At 56.0% G+C, this 19957-nt stretch carries 18 protein-coding genes; 12 read left to right on the top strand and 6 right to left on the bottom strand.

The window, feature by feature from the left end:
- The 9 genes from ACH5Y9_RS05315 to mobI all read left to right on the top strand — a co-directional run bounded on the left by ACH5Y9_RS05315 (position 1) and on the right by mobI (position 5137).
- Positions 1-189 (top strand): hypothetical protein, encoded by a 189-nt coding sequence (locus ACH5Y9_RS05315; protein ID WP_205454330.1) that lies wholly within the window; start codon positions 1-3, stop codon positions 187-189.
- On the top strand, positions 183-578 hold the full coding sequence (locus ACH5Y9_RS05310; protein WP_205454331.1) for a phage GP46 family protein: 396 nt from the start codon (positions 183-185) through the stop codon (positions 576-578). Before ACH5Y9_RS05315 ends, ACH5Y9_RS05310 begins: the two co-directional genes overlap by 7 nt.
- The gene (locus ACH5Y9_RS05305; RefSeq protein WP_205454332.1) at positions 575-1621 is read left to right on the top strand and encodes a baseplate J/gp47 family protein; all 1047 of its coding nucleotides are present in this window, start codon (positions 575-577) and stop codon (positions 1619-1621) included. The genes ACH5Y9_RS05310 and ACH5Y9_RS05305 overlap by 4 nt, the downstream gene beginning before the upstream one ends.
- Positions 1621-2196 carry a hypothetical protein gene (locus ACH5Y9_RS05300; RefSeq protein WP_205454333.1) on the top strand — a complete coding sequence of 192 codons (576 nt, stop codon included), beginning with the start codon at positions 1621-1623 and terminating at the stop codon, positions 2194-2196. The genes ACH5Y9_RS05305 and ACH5Y9_RS05300 overlap by 1 nt, the downstream gene beginning before the upstream one ends.
- Complete coding sequence (locus tag ACH5Y9_RS05295; protein ID WP_445368807.1) at positions 2189-3028, top strand: hypothetical protein; 840 nt, start codon at positions 2189-2191, stop codon at positions 3026-3028. The genes ACH5Y9_RS05300 and ACH5Y9_RS05295 overlap by 8 nt, the downstream gene beginning before the upstream one ends.
- A 143-nt stretch (positions 3029-3171) precedes the next feature.
- Positions 3172-3582, top strand: coding sequence for a DUF4376 domain-containing protein (locus ACH5Y9_RS05290; protein WP_445368806.1), 411 nt, complete (start codon positions 3172-3174; stop codon positions 3580-3582).
- Between the two features lie 127 nt (positions 3583-3709).
- On the top strand, positions 3710-3916 hold the full coding sequence (locus tag ACH5Y9_RS05285; RefSeq protein ID WP_081733727.1) for a Com family DNA-binding transcriptional regulator: 207 nt from the start codon (positions 3710-3712) through the stop codon (positions 3914-3916).
- Positions 3867-4628 carry a DNA adenine methylase gene (locus tag ACH5Y9_RS05280; protein WP_445368805.1) on the top strand — a complete coding sequence of 254 codons (762 nt, stop codon included), beginning with the start codon at positions 3867-3869 and terminating at the stop codon, positions 4626-4628. The genes ACH5Y9_RS05285 and ACH5Y9_RS05280 overlap by 50 nt, the downstream gene beginning before the upstream one ends.
- 68 nt (positions 4629-4696) lie before the next feature.
- Positions 4697-5137, top strand: coding sequence for a conjugative transfer protein MobI(A/C) (gene mobI, locus ACH5Y9_RS05275; RefSeq protein ID WP_445368804.1), 441 nt, complete (start codon positions 4697-4699; stop codon positions 5135-5137).
- Positions 5138-5510: 373 nt separating this feature from the next.
- Here the strand turns inward: mobI and trfA are convergent, their stop codons facing one another.
- Entirely contained in the window at positions 5511-6377 is an 867-nt protein-coding gene (trfA, locus tag ACH5Y9_RS05270; protein WP_445368803.1) for a plasmid replication initiator TrfA, read from the bottom strand.
- 7 nt (positions 6378-6384) lie between these two features.
- Entirely contained in the window at positions 6385-6828 is a 444-nt protein-coding gene (locus ACH5Y9_RS05265) for a hypothetical protein (protein WP_445368802.1), read from the bottom strand.
- 128 nt (positions 6829-6956) lie between these two features.
- On the opposite strand from ACH5Y9_RS05265, the gene mobH reads away from it, so the two are divergent.
- From mobH to ACH5Y9_RS05250, 3 genes are read left to right on the top strand one after another with little or no spacing between them, the layout of a single operon-like run.
- Positions 6957-9395, top strand: coding sequence for a MobH family relaxase (mobH, locus tag ACH5Y9_RS05260; protein WP_445368801.1), 2439 nt, complete (start codon positions 6957-6959; stop codon positions 9393-9395).
- The gene (traD, locus tag ACH5Y9_RS05255) at positions 9392-11224 is read left to right on the top strand and encodes a conjugative transfer system coupling protein TraD (protein ID WP_445368800.1); all 1833 of its coding nucleotides are present in this window, start codon (positions 9392-9394) and stop codon (positions 11222-11224) included. The genes mobH and traD overlap by 4 nt, the downstream gene beginning before the upstream one ends.
- Positions 11221-11853 carry a DUF4400 domain-containing protein gene (locus ACH5Y9_RS05250; RefSeq protein WP_445368799.1) on the top strand — a complete coding sequence of 211 codons (633 nt, stop codon included), beginning with the start codon at positions 11221-11223 and terminating at the stop codon, positions 11851-11853. The genes traD and ACH5Y9_RS05250 overlap by 4 nt, the downstream gene beginning before the upstream one ends.
- A 142-nt stretch (positions 11854-11995) precedes the next feature.
- Here the strand turns inward: ACH5Y9_RS05250 and ACH5Y9_RS05245 are convergent, their stop codons facing one another.
- From ACH5Y9_RS05245 to ACH5Y9_RS05230, 4 genes are all read right to left on the bottom strand, one after another.
- Entirely contained in the window at positions 11996-13408 is a 1413-nt protein-coding gene (locus tag ACH5Y9_RS05245; RefSeq protein ID WP_445368798.1) for an efflux transporter outer membrane subunit, read from the bottom strand.
- A 185-nt stretch (positions 13409-13593) separates the two neighbouring features.
- Positions 13594-16665, bottom strand: coding sequence for an efflux RND transporter permease subunit (locus ACH5Y9_RS05240; protein WP_445368797.1), 3072 nt, complete (start codon positions 16663-16665; stop codon positions 13594-13596).
- The gene (locus tag ACH5Y9_RS05235) at positions 16662-17984 is read right to left on the bottom strand and encodes an efflux RND transporter periplasmic adaptor subunit (protein WP_445368796.1); all 1323 of its coding nucleotides are present in this window, start codon (positions 17982-17984) and stop codon (positions 16662-16664) included. The genes ACH5Y9_RS05240 and ACH5Y9_RS05235 overlap by 4 nt, the downstream gene beginning before the upstream one ends.
- 205 nt (positions 17985-18189) lie before the next feature.
- Complete coding sequence (locus tag ACH5Y9_RS05230; protein ID WP_445368795.1) at positions 18190-19353, bottom strand: helix-turn-helix transcriptional regulator; 1164 nt, start codon at positions 19351-19353, stop codon at positions 18190-18192.
- Between the last annotated feature and the right edge of the window lie 604 nt (positions 19354-19957).

Genomic DNA, 19957 nt, shown 5'->3' with positions numbered 1-19957 from the left:
ATGTTGAAAGAAGAACTGAACCAATTAGTGAATAAATGGAAGTTGCGTGCCAAGAAGCGATTGGATTGTGCGAAGTTAGAAGAGGATGAAGAAGAGCGCTTAGCCTTTGAGCGCATAGCCTATTGTTATGCGAACGCCGCATTGGAACTTGAAGCGGTGATAAACAAAATCGAGGCTGATGAATGTTGAAACTAGTCCAAATCGACATCGGCGTATTCGACCTGCAATTCGATGATCCTGCGCTAAACGACACGCAGGCGGCGATTGAAACGCTGGTGTATGCCGTGTTGTTTACCGACGCGGAAGCGCCCGCCAGCCGCGTGCCGGATCGTTATGAGCGGCGCGGCTGGTGGGCCGATCCGGAAGCGGGTACCGGCATTTGGCATGTGCGTCGGCAAGGGCTAAGCGATGCGGCCAGGCGCGAGGCGTTATCGATGGTTGAACAAGCCTTGCTCGATCATGGCCTGACCGAAGTATCTGTAAGCGAACAGGCCGGCGCTGGAAACGTTTCCAGTGTGTTTATGATCATCACCGGTTTGCATAATGGTCGCATTTTTAATATGAGTGTACCCCTGTGACCGATTACGTCCGCCCGTCCTATGTCGAATTAAAAGCCCGCATCGAAACCGATCTGGCAGCCGTGCCGGCGGTGCTGCGTGGGCCGTTGGCGGCGATGTGGGCGCGGGCGTGTCACGCTCAGCATGGCAATTTGGAGTGGATCGATAAGCAGTGCAGCCCGCTGACCTGCGAGCTGGAGCGCTTATACGATTGGGCTGCGCTATACGGCGTGGATCGCCTGGGTGCCACTGCGGCAACCGGTAATGTGTTAGCGACCGGTACCGTCGGTACCAGTTTGCTGGCCGAGACCGTGCTGCGCGGCCAGAATGGCCTGGATTACACAGTGTTGGCTGCGGTAACGCTGGGCGCCGGCTCCACGCCGGTATCGGCGCGCTGTAATACGGCCGGCAGCGCCGGCAATATGTTGGCCGCACAGACTTTAACCTTGGTCGACCCGGTTCCTGGCATATCCGGAACATTGACTGTTGCTATTGGTGGCTTAACCGGCGGCGCTGAACAAGAAACCTTGGAGAGTTGGCGGGCACGGGTCGCGGATGAATGGCGCACGATGGTGACTCGCGGCGCGCGGTCCGGCAAGCCGGATGATTATCGCTATTGGGCCAAGTCAGCCCATCCTTCTATTACGACCGCATTGGTTCAGCCACAGGCGCTTGGTCTGGGCACGGTGATTGTGCGGCCGATTTGTAACGGTTTATTAAATCGTCTGCCGTCTCCGGCTGTGCTGGCTGCGGTATCTGCGTATTTAACCGACATTGCCCCGGCGACGGCGGATTGGTCTGTGGTTGCGCCATTGGTGCGTGCCGTGACTATTACGATTGATTTGTTGCCCGGCTACGACACGGTAGATAACCGTAACGCCATCACGGCGGCGCTGTCGGCATTGGTGCTGGCAGAGTCTAGCGAGACGTCGTTGTTAGCGATGGCGGAGATCGATGCGGCTATTGCCACTGTGACAACCCAGTACACCCGCATCGCACCGCTCGCGGATATCGCCATCGGCGCCGGTGAGGTGTTTGTATTGCAACCGGTGGTGTGGGCGTAATGCAAATTACTCTGCATACGGATAGCGAATTTGCCGCTGCGGAACAGGGCCTATTGCCGCCTGGCGCGGCGTGGCGCTGGCCGGTGGGTGGGTTGGGCCATGACCTGTTGGTTGGCATGGCCCCTGAGTTGGCTCGTGTCGAAGCGGCGACTCAGTTGGTTTTGGACAACGCCATCGAAACCCACCGGCCTAAGATCAGCAGTTGGCATATCAGCGAATATCGACGCGTAGCGAATGAGGCCATTGCCGGCGTGAGCGAGACGATGCCGCGAAAAATGCTGGCGGTTGGCAGTCACGTTGGCGACCGCTGTTGGAGCGCAGCTGGCCCGGCTACGACGTTCCATGTGGAATTGGTGCAGGTAGATCATTTAGTTACCCGGCCGCTGCGCGTGGGTAGCCATGTAGGTGATGGATGCTGGAGCCATCGCGGGCGGTACATTTTGCGGGTGCGTTACTACCGGTCGGTGGTCGATCCGAAAGTATTGTGGGATGCGTTGGCCGAGTTTAAGCAGGCGCACGTATTTTTATGGTTTGAAGACATCACCGGCAGCGGTGGAGAGGTGAGTTATGCATAAGATTGACGGCGCGGGGCATATCGGCAACCAGTTTGTTTCCGAAGATGCGTTGATAAATCGCGCACCGACCGAATTGACAGATGATTGGCTTAATGCGGTGCAAGGGGAGATTGTTGAGGTGGTGCTGTCCGCCGGCTTGGTATTGTCTAAAGTGGACAATACTCAATTGCGGCAAGCCATCAAAATACTTAAGCAACCAAAGCTGATTAAGATTACTAGCAGCGGCAATTTTTTAACGTCAGCCAACATTACCCCCTCAACGGTTTTTAAACTGACTCTGGTTGGTGGTGGCGGTGGCGGTGGCGGATCGGATGCCGCATTTACCTTGGCTCAGAGCGGCGGTGCGGGTGCTGCTATCGAGTTCCTAATCGCCGGCCTACAGCCTAGTACCAATTACGCGGTGGTGATTGGTGCGGCTGGCGCAGGCGGCGGACCTGGGGCCAATGGTGGCACCGGTATTGCCACCACGATAACAATAAACGGTGTAGTTTATTCAGCTGGCGGTGGCATTGGCGGCCTAGGCACGACAACAGCAGTGATCAACGGCGGGCAGCTCCAAGGCGTGGCGAATGCAGCTGCGCTGGCGCTGCCTCATAAAAATATATTTCAGATTGCTCCTGCCCTTGGTTTTGCGGTGTCATCGGTGTCAATTGGTGTGGGTCCAAATGGTGGTTCAACGCCATTTGGTGTTGCGGGTATCGGCGGGCAAACAGGCGTCGGAGTGGGCAGCGATGCAAGCGGGTTTGGCGCTGGCGGCGGTGCCGGCATAGGGCTAGGCAGCGGCGGTGGCAATGGTTCGGCGGGATTGTTTATAGCGGAATGGGTGGAGTAGCAATGAGGCTGGCTGAAATTAATAATGGGGTGGTAGTTAACGTCGTGGAATCCGAGGCCGCTATTGGCGGATTTGTGGAATCCAATACGGCAAATATTGGCGATCAGTTTGTTGGTGGGCTGTTTTTGCCGCAGCCGTTGTCAATGTCGATTATACGAGATCAATTGTTTGCGTCTGTAGACATCGAACGGGCACGACTTTGGCGGTCCGGGTTTCCGGTGCAAATTGGCGGTGTTGCCAAGTGGTTTCATTCGGATGAATTTAGTCTGACTCAGCATTTAGGCCTGAAAGACAAAGCGCGTGATGTGTTGTCGGCCGGCGGCACTATGAACGATGACATCACGATTGGTGGACAACCAGTGCAGTGGTCCACCATGGATGGATCGTCCGTGACGATTACCGTGCAAGTGGCGTTTGATTTGGTGAGTAGCGCGGGGCTGCAACAGGCCATGGTGTTTGCAGCTAGTCAGGCGCATAAGGCCGCTATCCAAACGGCTGCCGATTTATCGAATTATGACGTATTGTCCAACTGGCCAGCTGTGTTCGGTGAGTGATTAAACGGTGCGACCGGCGATGGTGCGCTAACACCATCGCCGGCCACCATCCGCAGAGCGAGCTGCTTCTGGCCTTGGCACCGCGCCGTGTACACAGCGTGTCAAGCCTAGTTCAAAGTGGCTTTTTATGGAAATTGTACGTTGCGGTTGTTGCGGTAGAAAATTGGCTGAGGCAGAGTTTATTCGCTTGGCTATTAAATGTTCCCGGTGCGGAACGCTGAATGATTTGAAGGCCGTCGAGCCTCTCACTAGCGCGCCTCGAGCGCCATGTAATGAGGTGCCTCATGTCAAAACCAATTATTCCATGGGTGGGCGGAAAACGCCGCCTGGCTAAGGCTATTCTGCCTTTGTTTCCCGATCACGAATGCTACGTCGAGCCGTTTGCCGGCGGCGCGGCTTTGTTTTTTATGAAACAACCGTCCGATGTCGAAGTATTGAATGACATCAACGGCGAATTGGTGAACCTTTACAGGGTGGTTAAACATCATTTGGAGGAGTTTGTAAGGCAGTTTAAATGGGCTTTGGTTAGTCGACAGATTTATGCTTGGTTGCGTGAGTCTCCGCCTGAAACGTTGACAGACATTCAGCGTGCCGCGAGGTTTTACTATCTGCAAAAGCTAGCCTTTGGCGGTAAGGTGGCTAATCAAACCTTTGGCACCGCAACTACCAGTGCTCCTCGGTTGAATTTGCTGCGGATTGAAGAGGAGTTGTCGGCTGCGCACTTGCGGTTGTCGCGGGCCTATATTGAGCACGTGACCTGGGATGATTGCATTAGGCGTTATGATCGGCCTCATACCCTTTTTTACCTTGATCCACCCTATTGGGAGACAGAGGGTTATGGTGTTGGGTTTGCGTTTGATGAGTATGAAAAGATGGCCGGTCTGGCTAAGTCTATCAAGGGCAAGATGATTGTCTCGGTCAATGATATTCCGGAAATGCGCGAGGTGTTTCGCGAGCTGATGATCGAGTCTGTCGACATCGATTATACCGTCGGTGGCGGCGGCCGGAGAAAGCCCGCTCGCGAGCTGATAATTAGGAATTATTGAGTGTTTATTGCCTGTCCTGAATTCAAGCCAAATATGCGTTTATTCCCCGTCCGGAATTCAAACGCTTTTTGTCCGGAATTCAAACGCGCTTTACTGAGTGGCTGACAGCCAACGTTGAAGGTCTGCATGGTCAGGCGCGTATGCTGGTCGATGATTATTGGCGGCGAGTCAGCCAGGAACGCAAAAAATATCCGGCCTCTCAACGCGGCCGACTGGGTGTCCGAATCCGGCGCCGGGAGAGCGCTTATTCTTTCACCATCGAGTGGTTTTTGATTGCCTCGCTGTCGATCGATGGACAAACCAAACCGGTGACGCAATACCTCAAAAAGGGCAAAGGCTACCGCTATCCTTTGCAGCACGTGCTGAAAAAAGAGCCGGATTGGGAAGCCTCACTGGTAGAGGAATTCGAGAACGAGTTTGCCGACCTACGCAAACAAGTCGATTTATTGGGCAAGTTCCGAGATGCCTTTCATCGCTGTCGGCGTGGACTGCGTGAAAGCCTGAATTGATCGGTAGTCTGTTTCGAATGCCATGTTGGCCCGAAGTTATCCACAGAGGCGTAGCCCCTTATATAGATTAAAAAAAGATTATAAATAGATTAGCACCCGCTTTTTCGTGTCGTTAAAAATCGCTGCAGACCACGCTGGACAAGGCCTGCGGCGATTCGTAAAAAAGAACTAAGCGTCGGTCGAATGCCGTGTGTTTTGTCGGCCGAATGCCGTGCTTTCTGTCGGTCGAATGCCGTGTCCGTCGGTCGAATGCCGTGCCACTGTCGGCCGAATGCCGTGCCTCCGTCGGTCGAATGCCGTTAGTGCGTCGGCCGAATGCCGTGTCAGGGGGCTTCGACCGGACCAAATAGGCGTCGGTCGAATGCCGTGCTTTTTAGCCGATGTTGTTGTGCAGATAACGCTGCTGACTGGGGGTAGGATTTTTTTTGATTTTGACGGTATCTTCGGAAAGAACATAGCTTTCCAAACAGCCAATCCCCACCAAAGCATCCAGTGCTTTACGCAATCGGTATTTGAAATCGCGCAGCGTCCTAGCGCTACTTCCGCTCAAACGATGGATCGTGCTGATCTTCAACGGATACGGTGCCGCATGCGACGACAGAAAGCCATGCAGCCATAACGCCAGAGGATGCTTACGCAATTGCTGCCGCTGTTCGAATTCGATATGGGTGTAACCGTCTTCGAACAGTCGTAACATCGACTCGGTCAGTTCCACCACATAGCGTTGAGTCGACTCATCGCGGTGATAGCGCAAAAAGCCCTTTTCACCAAAGGTCTGCCGACCGTGATAGGTGATTTCAACGAAGGCTCCGCCCAAACGCGCCATGGATTCTTTTAGCCATTCGTGCTGACTTTTGCCAGTCGAGCGGCCCAGCGCCGTCAGCAAGGCATGGGCACTGAAGGTTACGCTAAAGCCGGGCAATTGCGTTCTGGACAGGTGCACGATCTGCATCCAGACGTCCAAGTCGGACTGATTCAGTTGAACCCCCAGATAACGGACTTCGATGCCATCGACAGCCGCCAGTAAGGTGCGCTTTTTGTACGCTATCCGTTCATTGCCCTGCACACCGGCAAACAAGGCACTGCGCAAACAGGCATTCGGCGTGCCGCGCATGCCGGCAGGCCAACTGGGCAGGGTGTCTAACGGCTCAACACGTCGTGGTTGGGCTTTCTTGCGCTCCGTCAGCAATTGGAAACGTTCGGTCAGATTGGTCAGTGAGGTCGCTGTTTGTTGAATCATACGTACCTCACTTTTTCAAGCTACGCGGATCACAATGCCGAGTTGGATCGGTCGGCGGCAGTGGGGTTTTCTCAATCCATTCGCGTTCGGCTTCAGTCAGATCGAGCTGGTGATGGCAGTATTTGCGCCAGGCGCGCTCTAGCACCAGCGGGTCGGGTGTAACTGGCGGGTCATCGTGGCTCGCCGCCTCGACGGCGGCCTTGGTGACCATTGACCAGACCGGATCCTTCAGCCTGACCACATGTTCGATGGACGACCCACACCAGACCGAGCCACCCAAGCGACTGGGTTGTCGGGTGACGTCCAGACGCCACGCCTCGGATGCGGTGGCGGGAATCAGGGATTCGATGACGGTTTCGCCGACTTGATCAGACGGCGTTGGTAAGGTGCTGCAACCCACGCTGATCAAGGTGGGCAAGATAGCGGCAAACGGGGCGATTCGCATGTTCATGTCGTCTCCAAAACACTAAGAAGACTCGACACAGTAAGCACTATTTTTCCAGGCTCGTTTGCGAAAACTCGATAATTATGCGTTTTTCGCAGATTGACTCAAAACAATGACTGGCATGATAGCGAGTCATGAAAACCACACGTTTACCGTTCTCGATCCCTTGGCTGCAACGTTTCTTCGTTGCCGGCAAGCCTGCGCCTGAGTCAGGCCCGGCCAGCCAGGAGGAAGAGATACCGCGGTATCCGCCATTCATGAAAGGGTTACCGGCTGCACCGGTGGCTCGTATTCTCGGCACACAAACCGAGTTGATCCAGTCCATCGAACAGGCCTTGGCTTGTCCGGAATCCCTGTTTCAAAGCATCGTACTGCCGGTGATCGCACGTTATGCGGCCTTCAGCCATCTGCTGCCGGCATCGGAATCGCATCACCATCGCGGTGCCGGCGGTTTGTTTCGGCATGGATTGGAAGTCGCGCACTGGGCGACGTTGGCCTCCCAGGACTGTCTGTTTGCTACCGATGTCACGCCGAAGGCGCGTAAAGCGTTGGAACCGCGTTGGCGACTGGCCGTCTGTTTCGCCGGCTTGCTGCATGACATCGGCAAACCGGTATCGGACATAGCCGTGACGGATAGACTGGGGCAACATACCTGGAATCCTTGCGATGAAAACCTGACCGATTGGGCAGCGCAGCATCACATCGATCGTTATTTCTTACGCTGGCGAGAGCATCGTCACAAGCGCCATGAGCAGTTTTCGGCCCTGGTCATCGAACGGGTATTGACCCGTGAGGCACGTGCCTACATTCTGGCACCCGGTCCCGACATCATGCAGGCCATGCTGGAAACCATCCACGGTCTGGATCGCGGCTCGAAATGCTACGCACTGGTCACGGCGGCCGATTGCATAAGTGTGGAACGGGATTTGAAAGCCCACTACCATGGCCTGGAATCGGCCATGGGCATGCCGGTCGAACGCTACCTGTGCGATGCGATGCGTCGATTGGTCAAATCCGGTCAATGGCTGGCCAATGAAAAAGGTGCCCGCATCTGGCGTTTCCAGGACGGCCTCCATATCGTCTGGCGCAGCGCCGTCAAAGACATGCTGGCTCTGCTGGACAAGGATCACATCCCCGGCATTCCCCGCGATGAAGACACCCTGGCCGATATTTTGATCGAACGTGGGCTAGCTATTCCCAAAACCCTACCGAACGGCGGGCGGTTTCGCTATTGGCGCATGCAAACCGAAACCCTGAATGGCAGCTTGTTCATGTTGCGCCTGGCCTCGATCGAACTGGTATACAGCGGCGAGCCGCCGGTGGCAGTGGATGGCATCGAAGTCAGTGATGAACCGGAATCAACGTCTACCAACCCCGCCGCCGCCCAGTCCCAAGCCACCAGCAAATCGGCTTCCGACAACAGTGGAGGCAAACGGCGAAAAGCGAAGACACCTGACCGTGAAATCGAGACAGCGAGCTCTGAATCCAATGCTGTGCAATTGGCTGAGTCGGTCATCCCGGACGATTTAGCCGCCATTTTGGCGATGGATGCCGACGCTGACAGAGACCGCGATCTACACGAACATTCCGGTCAAGTCTTGGACGATAGAAGTGATCAACACCCAAACGATACCACGCAGAACTCTTCAAATAGCGGTTCGGACGGCACGATTGAAGCAGAGGCGGCATCGGTCTTGCCTCAAAATCCTGCGCCGGATCAAAGTGACGTTGCCAGACAATGGCTGGAATCGCAAGGTCAAGCAGGGCACTGGCTGATTCAACTGGCCGGAATCGTCTTGTCTGAACAATGGCGCTGGGGCACTGATCTTCTGGAACATAAGGACCAATGCCTGCTCGCTTTTCCCCGAACAGCGGATGCCCTGCAACTCGAAGCCAATCAGTTCATCAAATGCCTGGACGAGAAAGGCTGGTTAGTGACCGATGTGCTCTCGCCCATGCGCAAAATTCGAGAGATCGACAAAATTCGCGGCGTGTTACTCGCCAGCGAACCGAGTGCTATGTTCAAACGGCTGTTGGCGAGCACGCCGGTGTCAACCGCAAGTTTGGCGTCAGAGCCACTCGTTCCATCGGCAGCCGCTGGCCAGAGCAGCGTCCCCAAAATAACACATAGACCGATGACAACGGTACAGCAGACCGAGCAATCATCATTGCCGCAGTGTCAGGCAGTCGTTGAGAATGCGCCTGCTACTGAAGCGGCGGCAGTAGTCGTTGCATCGCTGGATAACATAAAGCCAATGCCTCCGTCTCGGTCCACCAATAGACGGCAGGCTATTCAACCCGAACCATTGTCGTCACGATCGGAATCCAGCGCGCTCCAAAAGCAGAACCTCAGAAAAGTCATCGAACACTGGATGGACGAGCTGGCGCAAGCCGCCCCGCCGCCGTCCGCAGACGGAACCGACTCGGCATGGCTCGATGTCGAGGATCGGTCGATTGAGGCCTTGCTGCGAAACACACCCGGCTTGACCCGCACGCAGTTGATGCGGGCACTGGGTAGCCATGCCGATTTTCGAAGTATCGGTACCGTTTTGCAAATGCGGCGTAGACCATGAAATCCGATTACGACTACCAGTTTCCCTGGCGACCCATCTTCGAGGTGTATGCCATCTCGGGTTGGTTGGGCGGTGCCGGATTGGCATATTTCACCAGCCGCTGGTCGGGCCTGCCCCGCGAACCCTTCGATTGGTTGATGACGGCGTGCGCCGTGATGGCGTGTTGGCGGCTGTCACCGGCATTGAGTCTCTGGTATCGCAAACGCCGGTTGCGTCAGTTTCGGTTCCAATATCTGGATACCGAGAAGCTTGTCACCCTGGTGAAGCGCAACCCCGAGGCTTTGTGGTTCGGCTGGGGCTTCGATTGGGCGCAAAAGCACGCACAATTGGCGTATGAAATTCTGAAACGGGATGTCTCGACGCTGATTCCGAGCGATCATCAGCGCATGGGCTCAGCCTGGATACACGGCCTGGAAGTGTCCGAAAGCGACATTCGTCAGCCTTTGCAGCATACCGCCGGCCATACACTGCTGGTTGGTACCACCGGCGCCGGTAAAACGCGTGCCTTTGACGTATTGGTCACACAAGCCGTGTTGCGTGGCGAGGCGGTGATCATCATCGATCCCAAAGGCGACAAGGATTTGATGGCCTGCGCCAAACGCGCCTGCACCTTGGCCCAGCGCCCGGATCGTTTCGTGTATTTCCACCCGGCGTTTCCGGAAGACAGCGTGCGACTTGATCCCTTGCACAATTTTAACAGACCTTCGGAAATCGCCAGCCGCATCAGCGCCATTTCGCCCAGCGAAAGCAGCAACGATCCGTTCAAGGCCTTTGGCCAAAAATCGCTGGATAACGTGATTCAGGGTTTGATGGTGATCGAGGAACGGCCAACCCTGGTCAAGCTGCGCCGTTACCTGGAAGGCGGTCCTTCGACGCTGGTGATTCAGGCCTTGGAACGCTATTTCGACAATAACCTGGGACATTGGCGGCAAGAGGCACGACCTTACCTGAAAAACGCCAAGGACATCGATTCCAAAGCGGTGGGATTGGTGCGTTTTTACCGGGAGGTCGTGCAGTATCAATTGCCCAATTTGGATTTGGAAGGCCTGTTGTCCTTGTTCGAACACGACCGGGCGCACTTCAGCAAGATGGTCGCCTCCTTGATTCCGATCATGAACATGCTGACCTCGGGCTCTTTAGGCCCCCTGCTCTCCCCTAACCCTCATGATATAGACGATCTTAGGCCGATCACCAATACCGGCCACATCATTGAAAAGGCCCATGTGGCTTACATCGGCCTGGATTCGTTATCGGATGGCATGGTGGGCAGTGCGATCGGTTCGATTCTGTTGGCCGATTTGGCTGCCGTCGCCGGCGATCGTTACAACTACGGTGTCTCGGACCGACCGGTGAATGTGTTCGTCGATGAAGCGGCGGAAGTCATCAACGATCCCTTCATCCAGGTGTTGAACAAAGGCCGCGGCGCCAAGATTCGTCTTTTCATCGCCACGCAAACCTTTGCCGATTTTGCAGCCCGCACGGGTTCCCAGGACAAAGCCCGCCAAGTACTGGGCAACGTCAACAACCTGATCGCGCTCAGGATCATGGACAGCGAGACCCAGCAGTACATTACCGACAATCTGCCGAAGACGCGATTGAAATACATCATGCGCACCCAGGGCGTTGCCACCAGTGCGACCAATCCCTCCGTGTTTTCCGGCAATGTCGGCGAACGCCTAATGGAAGAAGAAGGCGATTTATTTGCGCCGCAATTGTTGGGTCAACTGCCTGACTTGCATTATATCGCCAAGTTATCCGGCGGCCGGATCGTCAAAGGCCGCTTGCCAATACTGCGGTCTACACAAGATCGCCAAGGCGCAAACACATGACGCGCAATCTGTTGTTCAGTCTAATGCTTTGGCTACTGGAAGTGATCCTGGTGGCCAGTTTCGTGTCGGACCGCTGGACGCGCGAACTGCAGCGCGCCGAAGACCGGATGATGATCGGCTATTTTGGCGCCGATAAAGAATCTCAGATCAGCCATACGGCGCAACGCTGGTTTGATCGTTTGTTCGTCACTACCGGCATCCGAGACAGCGTGTTCCGCTACTTCATCCCGACCGAGCGCGAACGCCAAATGTCCAAAGGCTTCGAGGATGTGGGACGGCACGATTTGTTTCCGTTTATCGAAAGCCGGCTCAACGTGCTGTGGGACACGATCTTTCAAATGATCAAGCGCCTGACCACCGCCTGTATTTGGTTGCCGTATCTGGCGTCTTCCTTGCTGCCGTTTGTCGTCGACGGACTGGTGCGGCGCAAGATCAGCCAGACCAATTTCGATTACCCCAGCCCTATGGCTCATCGCTACAGCCTTTACCTGATCCTGGGCGCATTGTATTTGCTACTGGTCAGTTTGACCTTGCCGTTCCCGATTCCACCGCAAGCCGTCCCGGAGGGTGTCTTTCTCATCGCCTACGCCGTCAACGTGTTGTTGGCTAATACGCAAAAACGAGTATAACGCCTCTCACCAAGGCCCTTAGATACTCCTGAGAAAAATGCGCGACAGCTTTCCGCTTAGCGATTTCATCTGTGTTTGTTTCCCTCCTCAGTTTGAATAGCACCCCATAAGCCGGTAGAACGGTCGAGGACAAATTCCAGGATCACGGCAGTTGCGCCAATTCGCTTGTCCATCCGCCGCCAAAAGCCCGGTACAACGACACGACGGCAACACTCGCCGCCGTTTCGGCCTTGGCTCGTTCATCGGCAACGGCGAGTTTGCCGCGCTGGGCGTCCAACACCGATAAATAATCGCTCGCTCCGCGCCGGTATAACGCATCGGCAAGCCGATAAGCTTGCTCCGCCGCCGTTTCCGCCTCGGCCATCCGGTTGCTGCGCTCTTTGGCAGAGGTGTGCGTGACGAAAGCGTTTTCCACGTCTTCCAACGCGAGCAGAAAAATCTTTTCGTAGTTCGCCGCAACTTGGTCCAGGCGGGCGTCCACGGCGGCAATATTGGCTTGGATGCGCCCGCCGCTGAATATCGGCGCGGTCAATCCCGAACCTAGCGTATAAACACTCTCGGCAAGGCTAGGCATTCCGCCCACGGCCAGCGCCCCGAGACCGCAGTTGGCCGACAGCACCAACCTCGGCAATAAATCGGCCCGTGCCGCGCCGAGGTTGGCCGCCATTGCGCTGACTTCGGTCCGCGCTTGGCGCAGATCCGGCCGTTGCGCCAGTAAGTCCGCAGGCAGCAGCTTGGGAATGTCCGGGGCTTTGCCTGGCAACGGCCCGGCATCGGCCAAGCGGCTGTCCAGGCTTTCCGGCGGCTCGCCCAGCAACACGGCAAGGCGATGGACCAGGCTGGATGCCGCGCTCGTAAGCATAGGCAACTCGGCTTCGGTGCTGTGCAGCAAGGTTTCCTGGCTGGCGATGTCCGCTTGGTTACTCAAGCCGGTGTGCTCAAACGCCTGTAGCGTTCTCAATCGCTCCCGCTGGATGTCGATGTTGTCCCGCAGGATGACGGTGCGCCGCTGCACGCCGCGCAGTTCAAGGTAATTCGTCGCCACTTGCGCCAGCAATCCCGCTTGGACGGCATGAAGCGCTTCACCGGCGCCATCGGCCTGGGCGGCAGCGGCCTCCGCTTCCAGGTGCCTGGCTCCGAACAAGTCGATTTCCCAACGCGCGGCCAGTCCGCCGCCGATCATATCGGCGGTGGGGATAAACAGCCCAAGGCCTCGATCGGTCGGCACGCTTATGACCCGGTCGATCCTTTTTTCCCGGCCGCCTGATACGGCCAGGCCGATGCTGGGATAAAGCGCCGATTCGGCAACGGCGCCGATGGCGTTGGCTTCGCGTACGCGCGCTACGGCAATCCTGAGGTCGTGGTTGTTCGCCAAGGCCTGGTCGATCAGGGCGTTCAGCTTCGGGTCCCGGAAACCTTGCCACCAGGCTTTCAAATTGGCCGGGGTAACATTCGCGGCATCCTGAGGGGCATGATGCCAATCCTTGGGCGGCTCTATGCTGTTGATGGGGGGATCGACTCGGGTCGGGGTGCAGGCGCTCACAAGCAGCGCCATGATTAAAACGGCTGGAGTGCAGGTTTCGCCTGCAGGATGTAGGCGAGAAGCGAAAGCTTCGCCTGCCTGTGCAAGCAAAGCTTGTACTCCGGCGCTCGGAACAGGAGCCAAGTCATAATCCGCATTCCGGACTCTGTCGAGATATTTTCGTGCTCTTCGCGGCTTTTGAGGACAAATTAACGCTTTCATTGGGCAACTCCGTCACCGAATGAATCCACGCGTTTCACCCTGAACCAAGCCGCATAAAGCGCCGGCAGGAAAAAAACCGTCAACACCGTGGCAATCGTCAGTCCGCCCATGATCGCAATCGCCTGCGGCCCGAAAAAATCGTTGCGCGACAACGGGATCATCGCCAATATGGCCGCCGCTGCGGTCAGCAGGATGGGCCTGAAGCGCCGCACCGTCGATTCGACGATCGCGGTCCAGGTATCCAGCCCGGCTTTATGATCTTGGTCGATCTGGTCCACCAGGATCACCGAGTTACGCATGATCATGCCGGACAAGGCGATGATGCCCAGCAAAGCCACGAAACCGAACGGCGCCCGGAACAGCAGCAGCGCGAAAGCGGCTCCGATCACGCCCAACGGCGCGGTGACGAATACCAAAAAAGTCCGGGACAGGTTGTGCAATTGCACCATCAGCAAAACCAGCGTCACGACCAGGACCAGCGGAATCCAGATAAAAATCGATTTTTGCGAAATCCAGGCATCTTCCTTGGAACCGCCGGTTTCGATGAAATAACCGGCCGGCAATTGGTCCTGTATCGGTTTGAGTTTGGGGATAATTTCGGAGGCCACGTCGGGCGCCATCTTGCCATCAACCACCTCGGCGCGCACCGAAACGGCCGGAAAGCGGTTACGGCGCCAGCGCACGCCATCCTCGAACACGGTTTCGAATTTGACGAACTGCGACAACGACGCGCTCTGGCCGTTGCCGGTGCGCACGGTCACGTCGGGCAAACGCTCGGCGGCGGTGCGCAAGTCGTTTTGCGCGCGCCAGACGATGTCGATCAGCTTTTCGTCTTCCCTGAACTGTCCGGCGGAAATGCCGGTGTAATGTGCCTGCAAAGCCTGCGACAGGCTTGCGGTCGAAACGCCCAGCGCGCGAGCCTTGTCCTGGTCCAACACCAAGCGTAGCGACGGAATCCGGTCGTGCCAGTCGTCGTTGACATCGACCGTGTCGGGATTGGCGCGCATGACGTCGGCCACCCGGCCGGCTATGGCCCGGACCATCGCAGGATCTTCGCCGAACACCCGGAACACCAGCGGATAATCCATCGGCGGGCCGACATTAAGGCGCATCACACGCCCGCGCACCTGCGGAAAATCGGTCGCGAATGCCTGCCGGATACGCTGCATGACCCGCTCGCGGGCGGTGTTATCTTTGGTCATCACGACGAATTCGGACAGATTGGTATTGGCCAGTTGTTGCACGATCAACAAGAAAAAACGCGGCGTACCGCCGCCGATATAAGCCGTGTAATCCAGCACATCCTCGTCTTTGCTCAAGATGTTTTCCATGCGTTTGGCGGTTGCTTCGGTTTGTGCAAACGAACTGCCCTCGGGCAGCCACAGGTCGATGATGACCTCGGGCCGGTTCGACAACGGAAAAAACTGTTCGGGAACCTGGGTTAGCGTTGCCACGCCGATGCCGAATAATACCGCCGTGGCGACGATGACTTTTTTGCGATGCGCCACGCACCAGGTCACCCATCGGCGCAAGCGATTGTAAAACGGCGTATCGAACAAATCGCGGTCGTGGCGGCTATCGGGCTGGACTGTCAACAACAGAAAGCCCAGATACGGCGTGAACACGACCGCGCCTAGCCACGACAGCAATAGCGAGATGCCCATCACCTGGAATATTGCCACCGTGTACTCGCCGGCTTGCGATTTGGCCAAGCCTACCGGCAGGAAGCCGACAATGGTAATCAAGGTGCCGGTCAACATCGGGAACGCGGTGGCGTTATAGGCATAGGTCGCAGCATGGATCCTGTCCCAGCCCTCTTCCAGCTTGCGCGCCATCATCTCGACGGCAATCATCGCGTCGTCGACCAGCAAGCCTAAGGCCAAAATCAAAGCCCCCAGCGAGATGCGATGGATTTCCATGCCGAACAGCAACATGCACAGCAAGGTGCCCGACAGCACCAGCGGCACGGTTAGCGCGACCACAGAGCCGGTACGAAAGCCCAGGCTCAAGAAGCTGACCAGCAGCACCGCGGCCAAGGCTTCAAAGAATGTGGACAGGAATTCGCCAACGGCCGTTCGAACCACGCGCGGCTGGTCGGCAACTTGGCTTATATCCATCCCCAGAGGAAGTTCGCTCTCGATTTGCATCTTGGCCTCAGCCAGCGCCTTGCCCAATTCCAGCACGTCGCCGCGCTTGTTCATGGTGACGCCCAAAGCCACGGCCTCCTTGCCGTTGACGCGCATTTTGAACGCCGGCGGATCGATGTGGCCGCGCCTGACTTCGGCAAAATCGTTGACGCGCAAGGTCCGGCCTTGAATATGCACCGGCAGGCCGGCGATACTGTCCACGGAGTTGAACGGACCGGTAATGCGTATCGGCAGATTGCGCTGGGAAGCGCACACCATGCCGGCCGCGGTCATGCTGTTCTGCGCTTGCAGCGCTTCAGCTACCTTGTTGGCGTCAAGTCCGAGTTCGGCCAGTTTTTTGTCGGAAAACTCGATGTAAATTTTTTCGTCTTGCGTGCCAATCAAATCGACTTTTTCGACGTCATTGATCCGCAGCAGTTGTTGCCTGGCCGAGTCGGCGGCTTTTTTCAGCTCGGCGTAATTAAAACCGTCTCCCGAGAACGCATAAATCACGCTATAGGTATCGCCGAATTCGTCGTTGAAGAACGGGCCGATGCTGCCGGGCGGCAAGGTCATGCGGATGTCGTCGACTTTTTTGCGCACCTGGTACCAAAGGCCGGGGATTTCTTTCGGCGGCGTGTCTTCGCGCGGGGTCACGAAAATGACCGATTCGCCGGGTTTGGAGTAACTGCGCAAAATGTCCAGGTTCGGCAGTTCCTGGATTTTCTTTTCCAAGCGGTCGGTCAACTGTTGCTCAACTTCCAGCGCCGTCGCGCCGGGATATAGAGTTTTGACCACCATGACTCTAAAGGTAAACTCGGGATCTTCGCGTTGGCCCAGACGGAAATAAGCGAAAAGCCCGCCCAATAGCAACAGCACCATGATGAAGCCGGTGAAAGCGCGATGCTTCAATACCCAGGCGCTGAGGTTGAAATCGCTCATCGGCCGATCTCCTCGCGCGCGGCCGACAGCGATTCCAATAAACCACTTGCTGTATTCCGCTCTCCGTTCGCCAACTGCCCGTTGCCCTGCCCGGCCTGCTGCGTCTCTGCCGCAGAAGGCGTTATGCCGCTTGCGCCGCTATGACTGTTCATAGCCGTGGTAAATTCTTGCGGCAAGCGCACGGCTTGCCCATCGATCAATCGGTGTGTGCCGGCGCTGACGATCAGTTGCCCGGCGCTAAGCCCCGTCACTGCGACCCTCTCGCCGCCATGCACTCCGCCTATCCGCACCGGCACCGCTTTAACCGTTAAGCTGCGCTCGTCAACCAGCCAAACGTTGGGTTGTCCCGGTTCATGATGGGATGTAAAAACAGCCGACAACGGAACGGTGAAGTCGCCAGGCGTACTTGAAGGTATCCAGACTGTCGCCGTCATGCCTAGCCGCGCATCATCTTTTCCGTTCAGGATAGTCGCCTTAACCCGGTAAGTGCGACTGACCGGGTCGGCTGCCGACGCAATCTCGCGAATACTTGCTTTGATGCGCTTGTCGCCGTCGGCCCACAAGGTAACGCCGACTTCCTGCCGGTGTTCGATCCCGGCAATGCGATGCTCGGGAATGTCGATAGCGATTTCCTTCTCATCGAGCCGGGCCAGCTTGACGACCGGCTGGCCTGGGGCGACGACTTGACCGGCTTCGGCTTCAAGCGCCGTCACTACGCCGTCGCGGTCGGCCAATAAATCAGTATAAGCCAATTGATTGTCGGCCTGACCAAGCTGCGCTTCCAGCGCCGCCACTTTTTGCTTCGCGTTAATGTAGAGAGTTTGACGGCGATCCAACTCGGGCTGGCTGACGACATGCTGTTCAAGCAATTCCCGGTATCGGCTTAAGTCGTCCTTGCTGTAGGCGCAGTCGGCTTTGGCAGCTATCAGCTGGGCTTTGAGATTTTGCGAGGCCAATCGGTAATCGCTGGGATCGAGCTTTGCCAACAGTTGGCCTTTATGCACGCGGTCGCCTATATCCACGGCGCGATTGATCAATTTTCCCGCCACGCGGAACGATAAAATCGTTTCAAAACGCGCCTTGACCTCGCCAGAAAACGGGCTGTCGTCCCGCTCCGTTTGGCCTATTACGCGGATAACGTTAACCGGGCGAGACGTTTGCCGCTCCTGGCCTTGGCTAGTGCATCCTGCCAAGGGCAAAAACAGCGAGCCTATCAGTGGGACAGTAGTGAGGCCTACGGCCCACGCCAAATTATGGCTTCCACGCTCCAGACGGGAACCATATAACACAACCAAGCCGATAAATTTGCCGAAAGTCATTTGCACTTCACTAAGATTGTCGCTGCACGCGTGGGTCAAAGGTTTTTACCGGCCGGCATTGCGGTTAAAACAATGCCGGCTCGATGGAAAGCAATTTAAAGCAATCGATTTAACGGCGCGTCACCCGTTCGGGTGAAAAAAGAAAATTTTTGAAGTGCCTATTTGCCCCGTGAAAATAAATTCGCGAAGCTCCAAGCAGGAAGGATCAATCTTTTGTTAAAGCGGCACTTGCCGGCGCGGCACGCATGCCGAAAGCTGTAGTCAACAACTGTATCAGTTCGGATTGACGATGCGTCCCCGTTTTTGCCAGCACCTGCTTCAACTGCGTTTTTACGGTGTTATTGCTGACGCCGTGCGTTTGGGCATAATCGCCCGGCGCTTGTCCGCGCAGCAACGCGGCCGCAAGTTTGGCTTCGGCCGGAGACAGGCCGTAACATTGCGTCAACAGGTTATCGTCTAAATCCAGCGGCATATCGGGATCGCCAAGAAACAGCGCCACCGACGGTTCCGAATCGAAGAAAGGCAACGGCCGGTTTTGCAGCGATATGACAATCGCCGACAGCGGGCGGTTTGAACGGTTGCGATGCAAGCTCATCGCGCCACTTTGACCCCAATCCGCAGCATTGGCGATTAAGCGGCGCAAAGCCCTGGTTTCGCTAACGTTATTTGTCCGACAGCGGCCCGCGGTATCGAGATAAAAACCGTCCGCGCGACGGGTTAAGGTTTCGGCCAACTGATTGACGAATACGGTTTGGCCGAATTTATCGAGCACAACCAAGCCGACCCGCAAACGGTTCAAAATATCAACATTTGCGGCCTGCTCGCGTTTAACTTCGGAAATTTTTTTGTGAATCGTGCACGAACGGCGCAAATGCGGCACTAAACGGGCAAACATTGCCGATTCATCGGCGGAAAAAGGTTGCTGCCTGGGCCTGAAAATCGACATGCGCACTGCTAGCGTATCCTGCTTGAGCAGGTGGCCGATCATCGCTTGAAAATAACCTTGCGGTTTAAGCCAGTCGTTATACCATTCGGTCTTGACAAGCTCCTGCTCGGGGAACAAGCGGTCGGATGTTACCAGCGCACCTTCAGGCATATCCCGGGATTTTTCGAACCAGACGTTGACCTTGGAATAATAGAGCTCGTAAGACACAACGGTTTCGGGCGCGGTGCGGACGGTGTGGATGAAGGAAATCTCATCGTTGCGACAAGTAGATTTGCGGCTATCAAAATCCACCAGGTAAAGCGCCGTACCCCGACTCTTGAAGGCATCCGACAACTGCTCCAAAAAAACCGGCCATAATTCCGGCATCAGGGAGGCATCGTAAATTTTTCCGATTAAATTGTCGTATTCGGTTTCATTCATCATTGAATTGACGCAGTTTATTTCGCCTACGGTTTTGAGCTGCTCGTCTTAATTTACCGGATTTCGGTTTTCGGCCGGCAATGCCTTAACAAACCGCTGAACCAATCCAAAGCATAACCCATTCTACCCAAACCTAGGTTATAAAACGCGTATCGTTGCAATGTTCGATCGACGATAGATCACTTGGACGTTCAAAAACCATAATCTTTCTCGGCGCGACAAGACCCTGACTCGAAACGCCTTGTACCAGTCCATCACCCTACCCTGCGCCTAGCGATGGGCCATGTTTTCCTTCCATGCGGCGACTGTCTCCAAACTTGCCAATAGGACACGGAGATTCCGATCGCCTGCCTTGCGCTTTCGAAGCCAAGAAAGCCCGGTTGTTCAGAAGCAAGTTCAAGCATTTGCTGGGCCGTTTCGGCATAGCCATTGTCGTCTACTGTGCGAACCGACATAAAGATTACGGCAAAGTATGGCGGAGGGGGGGGCGGGGCGGGTGGTGTCATTTATTCTCTTTTACGGTTTGTTCATAGTGATTGATCAACAACACGTGCCGGTAAAAAGTACTAGACGGGCCTTCGAACATCGTCTTTGCCATCCAGTCTTG

The organism is Methylomonas sp. BW4-1 (genome assembly GCF_052474385.1).
The sequence above is the reverse complement of the archived record's forward strand: the minus strand, read 5'-3'. Positions and strand labels throughout refer to the sequence as shown.

Excerpts from the sequence above, each read along its gene's own strand:
- ACH5Y9_RS05315 (WP_205454330.1), top strand. The coding sequence starts at position 1 with ATGTTGAAAGAAGAACTGAACCAATTAGTGAATAAATGGAAGTTGCGT.
- ACH5Y9_RS05310 (WP_205454331.1), top strand. The coding sequence starts at position 183 with ATGTTGAAACTAGTCCAAATCGACATCGGCGTATTCGACCTGCAATTC.
- ACH5Y9_RS05300 (WP_205454333.1), top strand. The coding sequence starts at position 1,621 with ATGCAAATTACTCTGCATACGGATAGCGAATTTGCCGCTGCGGAACAG.
- ACH5Y9_RS05295 (WP_445368807.1), top strand. The coding sequence starts at position 2,189 with ATGCATAAGATTGACGGCGCGGGGCATATCGGCAACCAGTTTGTTTCC.
- ACH5Y9_RS05290 (WP_445368806.1), top strand. The coding sequence starts at position 3,172 with ATGTCGATTATACGAGATCAATTGTTTGCGTCTGTAGACATCGAACGG.
- ACH5Y9_RS05285 (WP_081733727.1), top strand. The coding sequence starts at position 3,710 with ATGGAAATTGTACGTTGCGGTTGTTGCGGTAGAAAATTGGCTGAGGCA.
- ACH5Y9_RS05280 (WP_445368805.1), top strand. The coding sequence starts at position 3,867 with ATGTCAAAACCAATTATTCCATGGGTGGGCGGAAAACGCCGCCTGGCT.
- trfA (WP_445368803.1), bottom strand. The coding sequence starts at position 6,377 with ATGATTCAACAAACAGCGACCTCACTGACCAATCTGACCGAACGTTTC.
- ACH5Y9_RS05265 (WP_445368802.1), bottom strand. The coding sequence starts at position 6,828 with ATGAACATGCGAATCGCCCCGTTTGCCGCTATCTTGCCCACCTTGATC.
- mobH (WP_445368801.1), top strand. The coding sequence starts at position 6,957 with ATGAAAACCACACGTTTACCGTTCTCGATCCCTTGGCTGCAACGTTTC.
- traD (WP_445368800.1), top strand. The coding sequence starts at position 9,392 with ATGAAATCCGATTACGACTACCAGTTTCCCTGGCGACCCATCTTCGAG.
- ACH5Y9_RS05250 (WP_445368799.1), top strand. The coding sequence starts at position 11,221 with ATGACGCGCAATCTGTTGTTCAGTCTAATGCTTTGGCTACTGGAAGTG.
- ACH5Y9_RS05245 (WP_445368798.1), bottom strand. The coding sequence starts at position 13,408 with ATGGCGCTGCTTGTGAGCGCCTGCACCCCGACCCGAGTCGATCCCCCC.
- ACH5Y9_RS05240 (WP_445368797.1), bottom strand. The coding sequence starts at position 16,665 with ATGAGCGATTTCAACCTCAGCGCCTGGGTATTGAAGCATCGCGCTTTC.
- ACH5Y9_RS05235 (WP_445368796.1), bottom strand. The coding sequence starts at position 17,984 with ATGACTTTCGGCAAATTTATCGGCTTGGTTGTGTTATATGGTTCCCGT.
- ACH5Y9_RS05230 (WP_445368795.1), bottom strand. The coding sequence starts at position 19,353 with ATGATGAATGAAACCGAATACGACAATTTAATCGGAAAAATTTACGAT.